The organism is Prevotella sp. E13-27 (assembly GCF_023217965.1).
Lineage (GTDB): Bacteria > Bacteroidota > Bacteroidia > Bacteroidales > Bacteroidaceae > Prevotella.
Window position 1 is genome coordinate 82104 of the sequence record NZ_JALPSC010000001.1, and the last position, 16100, is coordinate 98203.

Genomic DNA, 16100 nt, shown 5'->3' on the forward strand with positions numbered 1-16100 from the left:
TCTTGTCTCCTCGTCTTCTTGTCTTCTTGTTTTCTCGTTAAATGGCTGGTATCACATAGAACTTACGACCTTTCTTGAAATCAATCATCCACTGGTCCATGATGATATGGTCATCGAGAGCTTTTATCTTTAGTGTATGCTTGCCCTTACCAACCTTCACAGGAGTCTGCTTCAACGCCTGACCTCGCAGCACGCTCTGCTTCCAGAACTCAGAACGATACTTCTCTTTCAGCGAGATGACGATGGGGGCCTCGTTGTCTATCTGTACCTGATAGCGCAGGTCTCCCTTGTCGTTGGGCTGTGTAGGAATCATGGCAGTATAGAGAACAGCCTCCCCCTCCTGCTGGGTTTCAAACTCGTAGGTCAACTCTCCACCCTTCGGAATACTGACAGCATTCATGGAGTGTCCCAGCATCTGGATGGGTTGGCTTCCTTTAGAGGCAGCATCATATTCGGCAGCATTGCAGGCGACACCCTCGAAAGGCTCATCGTCATACAATCGGCCACAAATATCTTCAAAGACGGGCAATTGGCGTGGGGCAGCATCCATCAGCCCTTTCCATTTACCATTGGCCAGCGCATTGTAACGACGGGTTAGTGCGACAATTTCTTCATAGGCAAGATGACTTGTTGCTGAATCAGAAACGATTTTGCGCGTCATGGCTGCAGCGGCATAGATAGGGTAGGCGATATGAGCCTCATAAGCATTAGATAACTCAGGGCGAAGCAACAAACGACATTTGTCGACAATAGCTTTCAAACATCCAAAAGACTCTAACCGCTCTGCTGCTTCTTGGCGGGTCAGTCCAATGCCGGTTACATGTGACTTTCCTCCAGGATACTTTTGCTTGTCGAGTTCAACTTGTGTCCAGCCCATAAACTCCGGCTTGCGGATGCCACAGAGACGATAGAACTGCTGCATGGCTGGGAATAGCGCTTTGCCAACCTCGTCGCCAAACTGCGTACATAGCCAGTTGGCAAGATGCTGGTTGATGGTCTGAGGCTGTATGCTGTTGATGTCCCATGCCATATCGAGGAATAACTCCAGGTCGTAGGCAGCCACCTTCGGGTCATGGACATTGACAATCCACAACTTCTTGCAGTTGTGGTCGTAGGCCGCCTTCATCTCGCTGTAGACGAGACCGGGCTGGGTAGTAGTGAGCCACAGATAGTCGTGCGGACGGCCCCAATAGCTCAGGTGATAATAGACGCCACCACCTCCGCTGCGTTTCTGCTGATCAGCATCTGAGAGACGAGTCATATAGCCATAGTTGTCGTCACACCACATCAGCGTCACATCATCGGGAACCTTCAGGCCACTCTCCAGAATCTCAAGCACCTCCTTATAAGGTATGAACACCTGTGGCACCTTCTCAACATCCTTGCTGTAATATTTCTTGATAAGCTCACGCTGGTCATCGATGACCTGCTGCAAGCCTTCGAGTTTTTCCTTCTTCGTTTTCACGCCCTCCATCGAACCATCATGGATGCCACGCATGCCGATGGTGAAGAACTCCTCAGAGCCTTTTACTTCCTTCAGGCGCTCAATCCAGTATTGTTGTACCTGCTCACGGTTCGTGATATAGTTGTATGGACCACGCTGATTGTGGTCCCACTCTGCAACATTGTTTCTCAAAAGTGGTTCACAATGGCTTGTACCTATGAGGATGCCGCATGAGTCGGCCATCTCCTTATTGCCAGGAATGGTGAAGAAGCCCGGAGTGCCTGTATGCATGCCTGGCCAAATGGTATTGGCACGCAGGCGTAGCATAAGCTGGAATATCGCCTTGTAGGTCTTGGGTCCCATACGGCCGAAGACCCCATTGTTCTCATAATACTTCCACGCCCAGTTGCGCAACGACCAGTCCTCATCGTTGATGAAGATGCCACGATAAGCCACGCTTGGTGTGTGTTCCATGAAGAAGTCTGAGGAAAGCTCAAGGCGTGACTTCTTTTCAGGCACGACATCGCCCCACCACACCCATGGTGACACGCCAGCCATTCGGCTCAGTTCAAGAAGTCCGTAGGCAGCACCACGGGCATTATGGCCTTCAACGACAATCTGTCCTTTCTTGTTGACACTCAACTTAAAGCCATCGTCGTTGCCACGTCCTTGGATAATCCTTATGATTCCCTTCTTGGATTTTACTGGTTTAAAGCCTGTCACCTGCTGCATGTCACTATCGAACATCTGCAAGGCTATCTCCACAACAGGAGACACCTTACCCTCGACTTGGTAAGATACAGGTTCAGAGCCATTAAACCACACCACCGTGTCGGCTGCTTTACTCTGTAGAAACACCATTGTCACACATGACAACAGCATAAGTAGTTTTTTCATCGTTTGTTTTACTTTAGTAGATTTCCGTCCACAAAAGTAAAGTAATTATTAGAAACAGCAAAACACAAGCCTCGAATAAAGCATATTTTACATGAAAAAAGCACAAATAGTACAAAAAAAGACGCAGTTGTCTGCGCCTTTTTATCTTAAAACTCACTTGTGAAGTGGAACTGTATATGTTCGAAATCCTGTTGGGCCATGCTCAGCACATAGCCTGAGTCAGCGAGGAACACATCCCTACCCTCTTTGTCCTTCGCCATGTACTGATACTTGCGTTTCTTGAAATTCTCAAGTTCTTTCTCGTCATCGCTCGAGATCCAACAGGCCTTGTAGAGATGGACAGGCTCCCAACGACACTTTGCATTATACTCGTTCTCAAGACGATACTGAATGACCTCAAACTGCAGCTGACCCACTGTGCCGATAATCTTTCGGCCATTGAACTGGTTGACAAACAGCTGTGCCACGCCTTCGTCCATGAGCTGGTCTATGCCTTTCTGCAATTGCTTTGCCTTCATGGGGTCATCGTTCTCAATATACTTGAACAGCTCTGGCGAGAACGATGGCAGACCACGGAAATGGAGCTGCTCACCCTCGGTGATAGTATCGCCAATCTTGAACATTCCGCCAGTATCAGGCAGACCTACGATGTCACCTGGCCAAGCCTCGTCGATGGTTGACTTGCGCTGCGCCATGAACTGAGTGGGCGAAGTGAAACGGAGTGTCTTTCCCTGACGAACATGCAGATAGGGAGTGTTGCGCTGGAACTTACCTGAGCACACCTTGCAGAAGGCGATACATGAGCGGTGGTTGGGGTCTATATTTGCGGTAATCTTAAAGATGAAGCCTGTGAACTTTGGCTCTTCGGGCTGCACCTCGCGCTCCTCAGCCTTTGTAGGACGTGGCGACGGAGCTATCTCAACGAAGCAGTTCAACAGTTCCTGAACGCCGAAGTTATTCAATGCCGAACCAAAGAATACTGGTGCAACCTCAGCATTACGGTAGGTCTCCACATCGAACTCAGGATAGACGCCATCTACGAGCTCAAGGTCTTCGCGAAGCTTGTTTGCGTCAGCACCGCCGATACGATTATCAAGCTCATCGGAATCGAGCTCCACGCTAACCTTTTCTGTAACACGCTGTTTATCAGGAGTGAAGAGGTCAAGCTTCTGCTCATAGATATTATACACACCCTTGAACTTCGCACCCTGATTTATGGGCCAGCTAAGCGGACGCACCTTTATCTCCAGTTCCTGTTCCAATTCGTCGAGCAGGTCGAAAGGATCGCGACCTTCACGGTCCATCTTGTTGATAAAGATGATTACTGGTGTCTTACGCATGCGGCAGACCGTCATCAGCTTACGTGTCTGTGTCTCCACACCCTTGGCACCATCGACAACGATGATTGCGGAGTCAACGGCTGTCAGCGTGCGGAAGGTGTCTTCAGCAAAGTCCTGGTGACCTGGAGTATCAAGGATGTTCACCTTGTATTCAATATCCTTGCCTTCGGGCGTATAATCGAACTCCATCACTGAGGTCGATACAGAGATACCACGCTGTTTCTCAATCTCCATCCAGTCTGATGTGGCGGTCTTCTTAATCTTGTTGCTCTTAACTGCGCCTGCCACCTGAATCTGTCCGCCGAAAAGCAGGAACTTCTCGGTCAGTGTGGTCTTACCAGCATCTGGGTGCGAAATAATCGCAAACGTTCTTCTTCTTTCTATCTCTTGGTTCATCTTCTTATTGATATTCAGGCGAGCTTGGAGCTTTATTCACCTTATTATAATAGTACATTTGAAATGAGGGTGCAAAGGTACTAATTTCTGCTGACAAATTAGGTCATTTAAAAGAAAAAACATTGCAATGGCTGCAATGTTTTTCTTTTATTGGATTATCTGATTTTCTTTAATCTTTTAACTTTCGTTCCTTCTTTCGATGACTCTTTCGTTAACTCCATTATATCTCCAGAGATTTTATATGCGCCTTCGTCTTTCCAGTCATATTCCTTACCCTCCTTCTGTTTTTGAGTATAGAGGTGGTTGTTTTCTGTTTTGTAGATGAAGTTTTCCGTACTACCCTCTATGATATTCAGGTTTTCGTCAACATCATGTTCGTACATCTTTCCATTTGCTTCAAACACCCAAATTACATGTTTAAGCACTTCACTTCCATCTTCATACTTCTGCCATGTTCCTACGAATGCATTGTTTCCAGAACCTCCATTGTTGTCGTCATCATCACTGCTGCATGAGACAAAGCTTACTCCAAGCATGCATACCAATACCAATGTCAGCACGCTCCAAATAGATTTCATTTTCATAAGTTTTTTGTTTAAGTTATAATTATTAGTTAATAGAATTAAAGTCTTGCGATGCACTCGACGAGCGACTCTTCCCAGTAAGGAACTTCGATGCCGAAGGTCTCCTTGATCTTTGTCTTGTCGAGCACAGAGTAGTGAGGACGGCTGGCAGGAGTAGGATACTCAGAGGTGTGCAGAGGACGCACCTTACAGGTCTTGATGCCTGCTATGCGGTGGATGGCCTTCGTGAAGTCATACCACGAGATGACACCCTCGTTAGAGAAGTGATAGATGCCAGGAACGATGCCCTTAGTGATGGCTGCGAAGATGGCTACAGCGAGGTCGTGAGCATAGGTAGGCGTGCCTATCTGGTCGAAGATGACGCCCAGCTCAGGTTTCTCATTGCCCAGACGAATCATGGTCTTCACGTAGTTGTTGCCAAACGTTGAGTAGAGCCACGCCGTGCGTATCACCATTGAGTTCTTGCAGTTAGCCATAACGCCCTGTTCTCCAGCCAGTTTCGTAGAGCCATAGACGCTGTTGGGGCAGGTCTCGTCGGTCTCGACATAAGGTGTGTGCTTTGTGCCGTCGAACACATAGTCGGTGGAAATCTGGATCATCCATCCGCCACGCTTGCCTACAGCCTCAGCCAGATAAGCAGGAGCATCAGCATTGAGCTTACGGCAGAGGTCTTGGTTCTCCTCGGCCTTATCAACAGCTGTGTAAGCTGCACAGTTCACTATACCATCGATATTATTTTCCTGAACGAAGGCCTCTATTGCTGCCTTGTCAGTAATATCGAGCTCTTGCACATCAGTATTAAAATATGTATGCTCAGCATGCTGTTTCTCCAGCAGCTGCATCTCATTTCCCAATTGGCCGTTACAGCCCGTGATAAGAATATTCATAGCGTTATTCAAATTTAAGTCCTTCTTCTTTGTCCTTCTTATAATAGTCGCTCAACATGCCGATAAATGTTGATATCTCCTTAACGGCATGCTGCGTGTTTGGCGTTATCTCTTTCTTCTGCAGTCGCAGCATCATGACACCATAGAGAGCGTTCATGCATGTCTCTATCTCGTTCTCTTCCTTGTTTGCGCCACGGTTACGCAGTTCCACGATGAATGGCAGCACCTTGTAGTAGGCTGAGCTGTAGAAGGGGAACTTTGGCGACGCGAGCAACTGTGCGTGCAGCTCAACAAGCATCTGCAGCGTCACCTTGTTTATCTGCAGGTGTCCATGTTCGCGGCATCCCTCTTCGTTCATCATCCTGATAAGGTTGCCATACCAGTCCACCTCGTCTTCTTTCTGTTCCTCAGTATAGTCGAAGCGTTCCACATATTCGCGCTTTATGCGCGACAGCGAGCATCCGAAGGCGCGTATAGTGTCTTCCACCTGCCACATGTAGAGCAGGTATTCAGCAATATTGTTTTTTCTTAATTCCTGTGCTATAAACATATTAATAAGAGGTGAGAGATTAGAGGTGAGAGGTTAGAATATGCTACCACCTCAACAGATTTGTTGTTGTACCCAGCAGCATGATGACGGAACCTATAATCACCAGTACGCCAATGACTTGGTTTATAAGGCGTATTCCGAACTCGTCGAACTTCATGCGAATCTTATCTACAAGCCACGTCAGTCCCCACCACCACAAGAGCGCTCCTCCTACGATACTCAGGAAGCCAACAAGCATCTCAAACGGATGGTTGGGCAGCACAAAGGCGAACTGCGCATAAAGAGCCATGAAGAGGAACACGATGAGCGGATTGCTGAGGGTGACAAAAAAAGCCGTTACAAGATTATAGGTCAGCGTGCCTTTCTCTTGTCCCGACTGGTGCATCTTCCTTGTTGGATCAGTACGATAGGTGTACCATCCGAATGCCAGCAGCATCAATGAACCTGCTATCTGAAGGTAGAAACGGTTGGTGTCGTTGTTCACGAAATCCATTACGAATGCCATACCGAATCCTGTGATAGCAGCATAGATAATGTCGCTTATTGAAGCGCCGACGCCTGTTACGAAGCCATACCAGCGCCCTTTCTTCAACGTACGCTGCACACACAATATGCCTACTGGTCCCATCGGAGCAGAGGCAATCATCCCTATGAGCAAGCCCTTAGAGATGAAATCCAATATGTTTATTGGCATGTGAAACGGCATAGTTGATGCAAAATTAGTAAAAAAGAGGGAAATAATCGACTTTTTTTAGAACATTAACGCAAATATCACGAAATATGTGCCTCCATGTATGCAGCACACATCTCTGCACAGCGCTCGCCATCGACGCCTGCCGACACTATTCCACCAGCATATCCTGCACCTTCGCCACAAGGGAAGAGCCCCTCAACAGTAACGTGCTGGAGTGTCTCTGGGTTACGCACAATGCGCACTGGCGACGATGTTCGGGTCTCTACGGCAATCATCAGCGCCTCGTTGGTAAGGAAGCCGTGAGCCTGTCGGCCGAAGGTCTTGAAGCCTTCCTGCAGGCGCTTCGAAATGGGTTTTGGCAACCAGAAATGAAGTGGCGAAGAGATGAGTCCTGGCGCATAGCTGCTCTTGGGAAGGTCTGAGCTAAGACGTCCATTGACGAAGTCGGCCATTCGCTGCGCAGGTGCCGTCTGGCGCATGTTGCCCTGTTGCCAGCAGGCTTGTTCCAGCTGTTCCTGAAAGGCCATCATCGCGAGAGCATCGGTCTCTGAGCCTGTAGCTTTTCCGCTGGGTGACGACAGCGCTCCTAAGTCCTCTGGACGTATCTCAACCACCATTCCTGAGTTAGACCATTGTGTACCACGATTGGCAGGACTCATGCCGTTTACGACAATCTGCTTCGGACCAGTGGCAGCAGGAATGACGAAGCCTCCAGGACACATGCAGAAGGAATACACTCCACGTCCATCGACCTGTGTCACAAACGAGTATTCGGCTGCTGGGAGCCAGCGTCCGCGCCCCTCCTTGCGATGATACTGTATCTGGTCTATGAGTGCCGAGGGATGCTCCAGACGCACGCCTACGGCTATGCCCTTTGCCTCGATAGTCACCTTTGCCTCAGCCAGATAGCGATAGACATCGCGTGCAGAGTGGCCTGTGGCAAGAATCACGGGGCCATGATAGAGGTGAGAGGTGAGAGGTGAGGGGTGAGAGGTTACTGCTTCTACACCTACAACGCGCTGGGTGCTTCCTTCAGTCTCGATGACGAGTCGCGTCATCTTGGTCTGGAAATGCACCTCGCCGCCACAGCGCAGTATGGTGTTACGCATGTTCTCAATGACCTTAGGCAGTCGGTCGGTACCTATATGCGGATGGGCATCGGCAAGGATAGCCGTCGATGCACCGTGCTGACAGAAAACGTTGAGAATTTTCTCTGTGTTGCCACGTTTCTTCGAGCGTGTATAGAGCTTTCCGTCAGAGTAGGCTCCTGCCCCACCCTCGCCGAAACAGTAGTTGCTCTCTTCATCTACCTGCTGCGTACGCGAGATGTTGGCAAGGTCTTTCTTGCGCTCATGCACATCCTTGCCTCGCTCAAGCACCACAGGACGGAAGCCCAGCTCTATCAGGCGCAAGGCAGCAAACAGTCCGCCAGGACCTGCACCTACCACAATCACCTGCTGTCGGTCGCTCACATCGGGATAGTCCGTGTGCTGATAGGCATCGTCAGTGGGCAGCTCGTTGACATAGACACGCACCTTCAGGTTCACGAAGATGGTGCGCTGACGGGCATCAATGCTTCTCTTCAGAATCCTCACGCCCATTATCTCCTGCTGTCGCAGTCCGTACTCGTCGGCCAGGTATTGTTTCAGTCTGTCCTCCTGTGCGGCCACCTCGGGCAGCACCCTTATCTGATATTCGTTTATCATTAAAGTGTTTCTCTATTTTGTTGCAAAAGTACAAATAATCGTGGAAATGGCAAAGAACAGCAGTGGATAATCGTTGTCTTAGGGCAACGAAACGGTCTTGCGTCTTAGTGCGAAGAGCCCAGCAAACGTGAGCAGTCCGTTGACCAGAAGCAGCTCGTAGCCGAAGCGATAGCCCCATAGATGGTTTGCAGCGCCGTCAAGGGCATAACACAGCAGGGGAGCAGCAACACACACGTAAGGCACAAAAGCATCGCGCACAGCCCTTTTCGTGAACAGTCCAAAGGCAAACAGTCCCAGCAGAGGCCCATAGGTATAGGACACGATGGTATAGATGGCATCGATGAGACTCTTTGAGTTGACAGCATCGAAAAGCAAGATGAATGTCACGAAGACAAGACACATTATTATATGTACGCGATGGCGCAGGCGCTCATCGTCCTGTCTGTCTCTGATGTCAACACAATAGCTCGTGGTGAGCGAGGTAAGCGCAGAGTCGGCACTCGAAAACGAGGCCGCCATGATGCCAATGACAAACAATACTGCCACCACTCCACCCGTCTGGCTCACAAACAGAGGCAGCATCTCGTCGCCCTTAGCAGGGATGGTCACGCCACTGGCTTCGAACAGCTGTGCCAGCATTACTCCAAGAGCGAGGAACAGCAGGTTGGCAGGCAGGAAAGCCACGCCATAGGTGCACATGTCCTTCTGAGCGTCGCGCAGGGTGCGACACGTCAGGTTCTTCTGCATCATGTCCTGATCAAGGCCTGTCATCACTATTACAATGAACATACCGCTAAGCAGCTGTTTCCAGATGTTCTGAGGCGATGACCAGTCATCCATGACAAACACTCGGCTGCGCTCATCGGCAGCTATATTATGGATAGCTTCTGCCATCGACATGTCCATCTGTCCCATCACCTTATTAATAATAAGGAGCAGCGCGAGAAACAGACAGGTGGTCTGAAACACATCGGTGAACACCAGCGTGCGTATGCCGCCACGACGCGTATAGAGCCATATGAGCGCCACCAGCAGGGCTGCCGTGAGCCAGAAGGGCACGCCCATGGCGTCGAACACAAACCTCTGCATTATCATACAGACCACATAGAACTTCAGCGCAGCGCCAGCCATCTTCGACAACAGGAAGAACCAGGCGCCAGTGAGGTAGCTCTTTCGGCCCAGTCGCTGCCCCAGATAGCTGTAGATGGTCGTAAGGTTCAGCTTGTAATAGACAGGCAGCAGCACGAAGGCCACAGCCACATAGCCGAATATAAAGCCCATGCACAGCTGCAGATAGGTCATGCCGCTCGACAGCACCATGCCTGGCACAGACACAAACGTAACGCCCGATATGCTGGCGCCCACCATACCGAAGGCCACCATCCACCACGGCGAGCGTCGCTCACCACGGAAGAAAGCGGCGTTGGAGGCTCGCTTTGTACTCCACCTACTTATTGCTGTCAGGGCAACGAAATACAGAATTACAGAGATTATTATTATCACTTCTACCCTAATGAGTTAGCGCTTAGCAAACGCATCTGAAAAACCAAGTCTTCTTTTGAGGGTGCAAAGTTACTAACTATTTTCCATCCATCAAAGCATGTCTTTCACAGTTTCACAATTCACAGTTTTTTTTCTAAGGGGTACCCCCGTAGATAGAGTATTTTTATACTATATCTATTTATATTATTATATATATATTTATATATATTAACATTCCTTATTCAAGTCTTATCCCACCACCCCTCATTTTTTTAATTGTGAATTGTGAATCTGTGAATGACGAGCTATCCGCCACGCCTACCCATTTTCCTAACCCACTCTTTTTCAACATTTTAGTCTTATGGCATCGATTATCGCGTTCTTACCAATCGCTCCCAGCGTTTAGTTAAAATACCTTCAGCGTTCTTATTAAACGCTCGAAAAAACCACTTTTTCATGCTATTTTCTTGGTTTCTCGCATAAAATAACTATTTTTGCAAATGATAACGATGTCTGACTACTTAAAGGTAGTAGTGATAAATTAACAAATATGGCACGAGAAGAGAAAAACATGGTAGGCTACACAGTGGCGCTCATTAGCGAATTCGCCCAACATTTCGGCGTAAATCCTCGCCAAGCCTATGCTTACCTTAAGCGATTCAAGGGCATGGAGCATCTGCGTGAACACTACGGTGTACTGCACACCCAGTCATTCTCCGACAGCGTCGAAGCACTGGCACAGGTCTGCGCAAACAATGGAGGACAGCTACTATGATCAAGCTCTATCACGGTTCGAACATGAAGATTTAGGTGCCCGACCTTGGTCACTCCAAACCCTTGGCGGTGTAATCTCATTAGCTCGCTTAGTCGAAGAACTAAAGTATGCCAAGGGCATTACTTTTCAGTATTTCTTCGGTAGCGAACGAGCATTACAACAACTTAAACGACTTTAAGACATGACACTGAATTCGCAACAGAAACAGCTAATGAAGGATGACATCTGCGTGGAACTCACAGGTTACCTCGTAGATGATTACAACTTCTCATCCGAAGAGGCCCTCGACGTTCTCTACACCTCCGAAACTTTCGAACGTCTTCAAGACGATGCCACAGGCCTTTACTACCAGAGTCCTGGCTACGTTTACTCATTTCTACAAAATGAGCTAAGAAAAGCAACAGTAGCATAGCTCACTTCTTGGCTCTCCTAACCTCCAAATATTCGTGATATAATTTCATTAAACTCTCCGTTGTTCGGAACAAGGGAAAAATATCGGGAACAGAACATTCATGTCCGCTCCCGATATTTAATACAAACCTATTTCTTATGTTTCGAATCATATTCAATCCGCCTTACCACCCTAATACTTACTTCATAGAGCAAGTAGAGAGGAATAGAGACTAGTATCAATGTCATTAAGTCTGGTGGAGTAATAATAGCTGCAATCAGCATGATAACGAGGAAAGAATGCTTACGATATTTGGAAAGAAGCTCAGAAGTAATAACGCCCATCTTTCCAAGGAAATAAGCAATAACGGGCAATTGGAATACTATCCCCATGACCAGTGTCAACGAAGCAAAGGTAGAGATATAAGAATCGAGCGTAATGTTGCTTGTCACCTTTGTAGAAACGCTATAAGTACCTAAGAAACGAAAAGAAATAGGAAATAGTATAAAATATGACATCAGCACGCCGAGGATAAACAGCACATAGATAATCCCTGCCACCTGTACAGAATACTTTCGCTCATTTTCATAGAGAGCTGGCGATATGTAGCAGAACAATTCATAGAGGATATAAGGGGACGCTCCGAGCAAGCCAAGATACACTGCCGTCGTGATATGTGTCATAAACTGACTTGACAAATCGGTGGCAATCATTTCAACATGAAACTCGTCGAAATGAAAATCCAAACCTATTGACTGGATAGCTGACTCTATCCAGCGATAGGTGCAGAAATCCCACTCACTCGGTGCAAGCAATAAACTCCATGTGGAGTCCTTAAAATAGAACACCACTATGGAGATAATGCCGGCAACAGCAAGAATGCGGAAGAGCATTTGGCGGAGTACTTCCAGATGTCCGCCAAAAGTCATCTGATTCGGATTGGAATTACTTTCCTGCTCCGTTGGCTTCTTTGCGTTCCGCTTCTGCTTCATCCTTCATCTCTTCCGGTTTAGATTCTTCAAGCGGTTCGTTCATGCCCTGCTTGAAACTCTTAACACCTTTGCCTAAGCCTTTCATAAGCTCAGGCACTTTCTTCCCACCAAAAATGAGCAATGCTACACCTGCAATAAGCAGTAATTCTGTTGTTCCAATAAACAAAAGTGTCATGATACGATTTTGATTATTTTTGATTTCTTTGTTGATGTCCAAGTGCCGTTCTCTGAAGAATTCTGCTTGGTACTTTAAAACAAGAAACAATATTACATTATTTCATGACTCCCTAGATTGTATTCAATTCCTATTTTATTACTTAGAAGTAGCATCTGAATAGTTTTGATAGTTATGATAATTGCTGTAGTCTCTATAATTACCATAATTATAATAATCCTTATGATTTGAATAGTTATCATAATTTGTATAATCATTATAACACCTATCAACATATTTATTGTCTACATAACCATCTGAATCCCTTGCCATTATGCTCCCATTGGGAAAAATTGATGCAACGGCAGCAACCATAGCTGTTTGAGCCATTCTTTTGAGTGCCTCTCGCCTGGAAATATTTTCCTTTTGTTTCATATACATAGATTTTTGAAATTCTTATTTAAATTATATTATTATTTCTACATAGCACATTCCAATTTTTCAATGGCAGTCAACATAGTCGCCATAATTACTATAGTTATGGTAATTTGAATAGTTTTCATAATTTGTATAGTTACTATAGTTACCATAATTTTTGTAATTATCATAGTTTTGATACTTTTCAGTTGAGTTGCTATAGGCAATTGGATTGTTTGCCAGTGCACTCATCCCAGGGAATACAGATACAGCTGCAAAAGCCAAAGCTGCTTTCGACATTCTTTTTAAAGCATTGCGTCGTGAAATTTTCTCTTTTGTTTCCATAATAAAGTTCCTTTTGAGATTAATAATTACGTGTATTTAAGACCTGTTATTGGTTCAAAGTATTTCTTTAAGAAATATTTAGTAGAATAGCACCATTCAGACTTCATTTGTATATCTCCTTTAACATTCCATCCATCCAAAGGACAACCTCCATGACAAATGGTAAAATATTCACAGCCTTTACATTCTCCATTCAATAATACTTTGTCTCTTTCCTGAAGTTTTTTTCGATACGGATGATTAAAAGCTTCTTCTATTGAGATGTCTTTAATATTACCGATGTTGAACAAGTCCCACTCAGAGGATCTTCCACAATGGGATAATTCTCCAGAAGGGCCTATATAAAGATGTGAGTAGGCACAATTAGAATCACTACAAACAAGTCCTTCATTTGTTTTGGTATACTTCTCATAATATGATTCAAATGGTTCAATACGGTTTAATACCTTTCGCTTCATCCACCACTCAGGACAAATCTGACCCAGAAAATCTGCAAACTCCTTGGCAGAGATTAACACATTATTAGGATCCTCGTGATTAATACTATATACAGCATGAATGTTAAACCCTCTACAGCAAGAAAAGTTATGAAGAAGATTAAAAATTTCTAAGGGTTTGTCCAAAACCTGTCGTGTGACAACATAGATAAATCCCCAGTACATGTTGTTCTTCTCAAGGAGTTCAATGCCTTTAAAAAATTTCTCATTATATAGTTTGCTATCTCTACTTTTTCCAAGGCCTCTTATGCCTTTGTACGGTTCAAATGATGTTCCTATCATAGTCATTCCCATCTCTTTAAAAACATCAATTAAATCCTGATTAATAAGAGTTAGGTTCGATTGAACATTGAAATCAATTCGTTCACGAGTTGAAGTACAATGATTCTTTAAGAAATCTAAAACCCTTCTATAGAAATGGCTACCTACTATGCAAGGTTCTCCTCCATGCCATATTATCATCATTCTTTCATTAGGGAAAGCTGATAGATAATCATGCACTTTTGATAGCACTAACTCCAGCAAGTCATATGTGATTGTTAGTGGCTTCTTCCTCCTAATCACATTGCAATATATGCAATTTGAATTACAGGCTTCGGTCTCCTTGAATATTATTGTTGGCATATCAGTAAAGCATTTCGTAAATTGTTGACATGACTTCTTGACAATCTTCAAATCTATTATGATATACACCAGAACATATTTTAAAATTGGGACATTTACTGCATCTGTCTTCAGCATCAAAATGGTTATAAAATCTCAACTTCTTGTATTCCAATGAAATATTATCAAAATCAATCCGCGAGAGTTCTTCAATTGTCCTACCAATATGTTTTTTTTGTTCAAATTCACTTCTGAGATATATTTCCCCATCAGGTTCTATATGAACAAAGATATCTGGCGAATTAAAGTAGAATTTATTGATGTCCACATATCTGCTTTTGTCCCCAATTTCTTGTTGAATAAATCCAAAAGGTTCTATGTGAGCATGTGGTACAGGTGACAAATATGAGTATGTTGCAAGTTCAATAAAATCGTCTTTATCAATATTTTTGTCGTTATCAAATTGTAATCCAGACTTGTACCCACATGAAGATAGAATCTTCAATAAGATTACAAGATCAGGAGTATCTACAGAGAAAAGATATGTAATAAAAGATGAGTGATTTTGCTTCCCAGATTGTTCCAAAGCTTTTATAACCGATAACATGTCTCCATTGAACATACAATTTATATACATGTTTACGGAAGGATTAATATTCATATCTAGTAGCGCCACAACATCGATGTTATTCAATTCGCACAGAATTGATATACATTGACTTTGCTCTTTCGCAATCTCTAATGCATTATGAATCTGGTCAGCATCCTCAACTCTTATTACAAAGCGATAGTTTGCAATGTTTAGTTTGGGATATAATTCAATGGGTATTATTAGAACTGGTTTCATGATTTCTTATTTATTACGTGAGAGATACAACCGGCTGTACACACATTTTTTTTACGATAATTGCAGGATGTGCAACTTTCATAAATTCCTTCATTATTTCTCATTTCATACATTTTTTTAGTATAGAAGTCGTTGATTTCGCGCATTGAATCGAACTCAAAAACGCTTCTTCTGTTGATGCTAGATAGAGGAAAACAACTCCATACAGACATGTCTGGACCAATATCTATGGCTGGACCGCATTTAAATTCAAGACGGCCATTAGACCAAAGAAACATTTCCCCCAATTGTTTTTCTGTGAAAATACACAAGGGAAAACCGCAATCAAAACCAATCTCAATATTCTCTTTCTTATATTTCTCATAGAAATACGATAGTCTTTCCGCTACTTTAGGGAAATCAACAGGAGGAATGCAATGGTTCGGTTGATTGGGAATGGGATGAGCCAAGCCGAGTCGAATATGATTCTTCAATTTATATTTTCTAATATATTCAATAAGGAAATCAAAAGAGAAATCCAATTCGTAGATATTAAAACTCAGATTAGTTCGTTCTCCAAAAGTTTCCAAGAATAGATTTACCTTGGTTAGTTCATTAGCTGGAGATTTCGCAGGATCATTAACGTTACAAATAAACTGATAATTTAGATCTTTATATGATAGTTCTTTTTTAATAACCTCGAATTTCTTGTCTGTCGTAATTCCACTAGTAAAGATTGATGAATGAATTCCTCTTTTGGAGAGATAATAAATAAACTCTGAAAAATGCGGATGAAGAAGTGGTTCACCGCCTAATAGAGAAATATGGTGATCTCCAGACTTTAAAATAAAGTCAGCAAGATAAATTAGATTGTCCCAAGAAAGCATATCTTTAGGAGAGACCTCACCCATATACTTTTGTGCAAAGCAATAAGGGCATGATCTTACGCAGAGTTGAGTTAGAAGAACATTTGCCATATATGCAGTTTTTTAAAATCGATTCTATTAGCCGTGCATCTGATATTAGGGGCACAAAGAATGGCGTGGCCACTCTTATGCACTTACCTAAGGGGCAGACGTAGGAAAATGGAACCCCTCACTTCATACAAGAATGCAACCAC

17 protein-coding genes are annotated in these 16100 nt (G+C 44.6%); 2 read left to right on the top strand and 15 right to left on the bottom strand.

The features are described from left to right. Positions 1–37: 37 nt before the first annotated feature. From M1L52_RS00330 to M1L52_RS00365, 8 genes are all read right to left on the bottom strand, one after another. A complete protein-coding gene (locus tag M1L52_RS00330) occupies positions 38–2341 on the bottom strand; it encodes a glycosyl hydrolase 115 family protein (RefSeq protein ID WP_410896758.1) in 2304 nt (767 codons plus the stop codon). A gap of 146 nt (positions 2342–2487) precedes the next feature. Next, positions 2488–4077, bottom strand: a complete 1590-nt coding sequence (locus M1L52_RS00335; RefSeq protein WP_248612848.1) for a peptide chain release factor 3 — start codon at positions 4075–4077, stop codon at positions 2488–2490. A gap of 155 nt (positions 4078–4232) precedes the next feature. After that, entirely contained in the window at positions 4233–4661 is a 429-nt protein-coding gene (locus M1L52_RS00340; RefSeq protein ID WP_248612849.1) for a hypothetical protein, read from the bottom strand. A 38-nt stretch (positions 4662–4699) separates the two neighbouring features. Beyond that, the gene (rfbD, locus tag M1L52_RS00345) at positions 4700–5548 is read right to left on the bottom strand and encodes a dTDP-4-dehydrorhamnose reductase (RefSeq protein ID WP_248612850.1); all 849 of its coding nucleotides are present in this window, start codon (positions 5546–5548) and stop codon (positions 4700–4702) included. A 4-nt stretch (positions 5549–5552) separates the two neighbouring features. Then, positions 5553–6098 carry a DUF4924 family protein gene (locus M1L52_RS00350; protein ID WP_248612851.1) on the bottom strand — a complete coding sequence of 182 codons (546 nt, stop codon included), beginning with the start codon at positions 6096–6098 and terminating at the stop codon, positions 5553–5555. 43 nt (positions 6099–6141) lie between these two features. Then, positions 6142–6804, bottom strand: coding sequence for a LysE family translocator (locus M1L52_RS00355; RefSeq protein WP_248612852.1), 663 nt, complete (start codon positions 6802–6804; stop codon positions 6142–6144). A gap of 65 nt (positions 6805–6869) precedes the next feature. Continuing rightward, the gene (locus M1L52_RS00360; RefSeq protein WP_248612853.1) at positions 6870–8498 is read right to left on the bottom strand and encodes an NAD(P)/FAD-dependent oxidoreductase; all 1629 of its coding nucleotides are present in this window, start codon (positions 8496–8498) and stop codon (positions 6870–6872) included. 78 nt (positions 8499–8576) lie between these two features. Beyond that, a complete protein-coding gene (locus M1L52_RS00365) occupies positions 8577–10001 on the bottom strand; it encodes a sodium:solute symporter (RefSeq protein ID WP_248612854.1) in 1425 nt (474 codons plus the stop codon). A 529-nt stretch (positions 10002–10530) separates the two neighbouring features. On the opposite strand from M1L52_RS00365, the gene M1L52_RS00370 reads away from it, so the two are divergent. Both M1L52_RS00370 and M1L52_RS00375 read left to right on the top strand, forming a co-directional pair. Next, complete coding sequence (locus tag M1L52_RS00370) at positions 10531–10755, top strand: DUF3791 domain-containing protein (protein WP_248612855.1); 225 nt, start codon at positions 10531–10533, stop codon at positions 10753–10755. Positions 10756–10936: 181 nt separating this feature from the next. Continuing rightward, the gene (locus tag M1L52_RS00375; protein WP_248612856.1) at positions 10937–11167 is read left to right on the top strand and encodes a hypothetical protein; all 231 of its coding nucleotides are present in this window, start codon (positions 10937–10939) and stop codon (positions 11165–11167) included. A gap of 128 nt (positions 11168–11295) precedes the next feature. Here the strand turns inward: M1L52_RS00375 and tatC are convergent, their stop codons facing one another. The 7 genes from tatC to M1L52_RS00410 form a co-directional block, all read right to left on the bottom strand. Beyond that, positions 11296–12138 carry a twin-arginine translocase subunit TatC gene (tatC, locus tag M1L52_RS00380; protein WP_248612857.1) on the bottom strand — a complete coding sequence of 281 codons (843 nt, stop codon included), beginning with the start codon at positions 12136–12138 and terminating at the stop codon, positions 11296–11298. Next, complete coding sequence (locus M1L52_RS00385; protein WP_410896759.1) at positions 12092–12355, bottom strand: twin-arginine translocase TatA/TatE family subunit; 264 nt, start codon at positions 12353–12355, stop codon at positions 12092–12094. The genes tatC and M1L52_RS00385 overlap by 47 nt, the downstream gene beginning before the upstream one ends. Before the next feature lie 96 nt (positions 12356–12451). Continuing rightward, the gene (locus M1L52_RS00390; RefSeq protein ID WP_248612858.1) at positions 12452–12727 is read right to left on the bottom strand and encodes a hypothetical protein; all 276 of its coding nucleotides are present in this window, start codon (positions 12725–12727) and stop codon (positions 12452–12454) included. A gap of 66 nt (positions 12728–12793) precedes the next feature. Then, positions 12794–13054 (bottom strand): hypothetical protein, encoded by a 261-nt coding sequence (locus M1L52_RS00395; protein ID WP_248612859.1) that lies wholly within the window; start codon positions 13052–13054, stop codon positions 12794–12796. A gap of 26 nt (positions 13055–13080) precedes the next feature. Beyond that, positions 13081–14175, bottom strand: coding sequence for a radical SAM/SPASM domain-containing protein (locus M1L52_RS00400; RefSeq protein ID WP_248612860.1), 1095 nt, complete (start codon positions 14173–14175; stop codon positions 13081–13083). Between the two features lies 1 nt (position 14176). Next, positions 14177–15001, bottom strand: a complete 825-nt coding sequence (locus M1L52_RS00405) for a hypothetical protein (RefSeq protein WP_248612861.1) — start codon at positions 14999–15001, stop codon at positions 14177–14179. Continuing rightward, positions 14998–15957 (bottom strand): radical SAM protein, encoded by a 960-nt coding sequence (locus M1L52_RS00410; RefSeq protein ID WP_248612862.1) that lies wholly within the window; start codon positions 15955–15957, stop codon positions 14998–15000. The genes M1L52_RS00405 and M1L52_RS00410 overlap by 4 nt, the downstream gene beginning before the upstream one ends. Between the last annotated feature and the right edge of the window lie 143 nt (positions 15958–16100).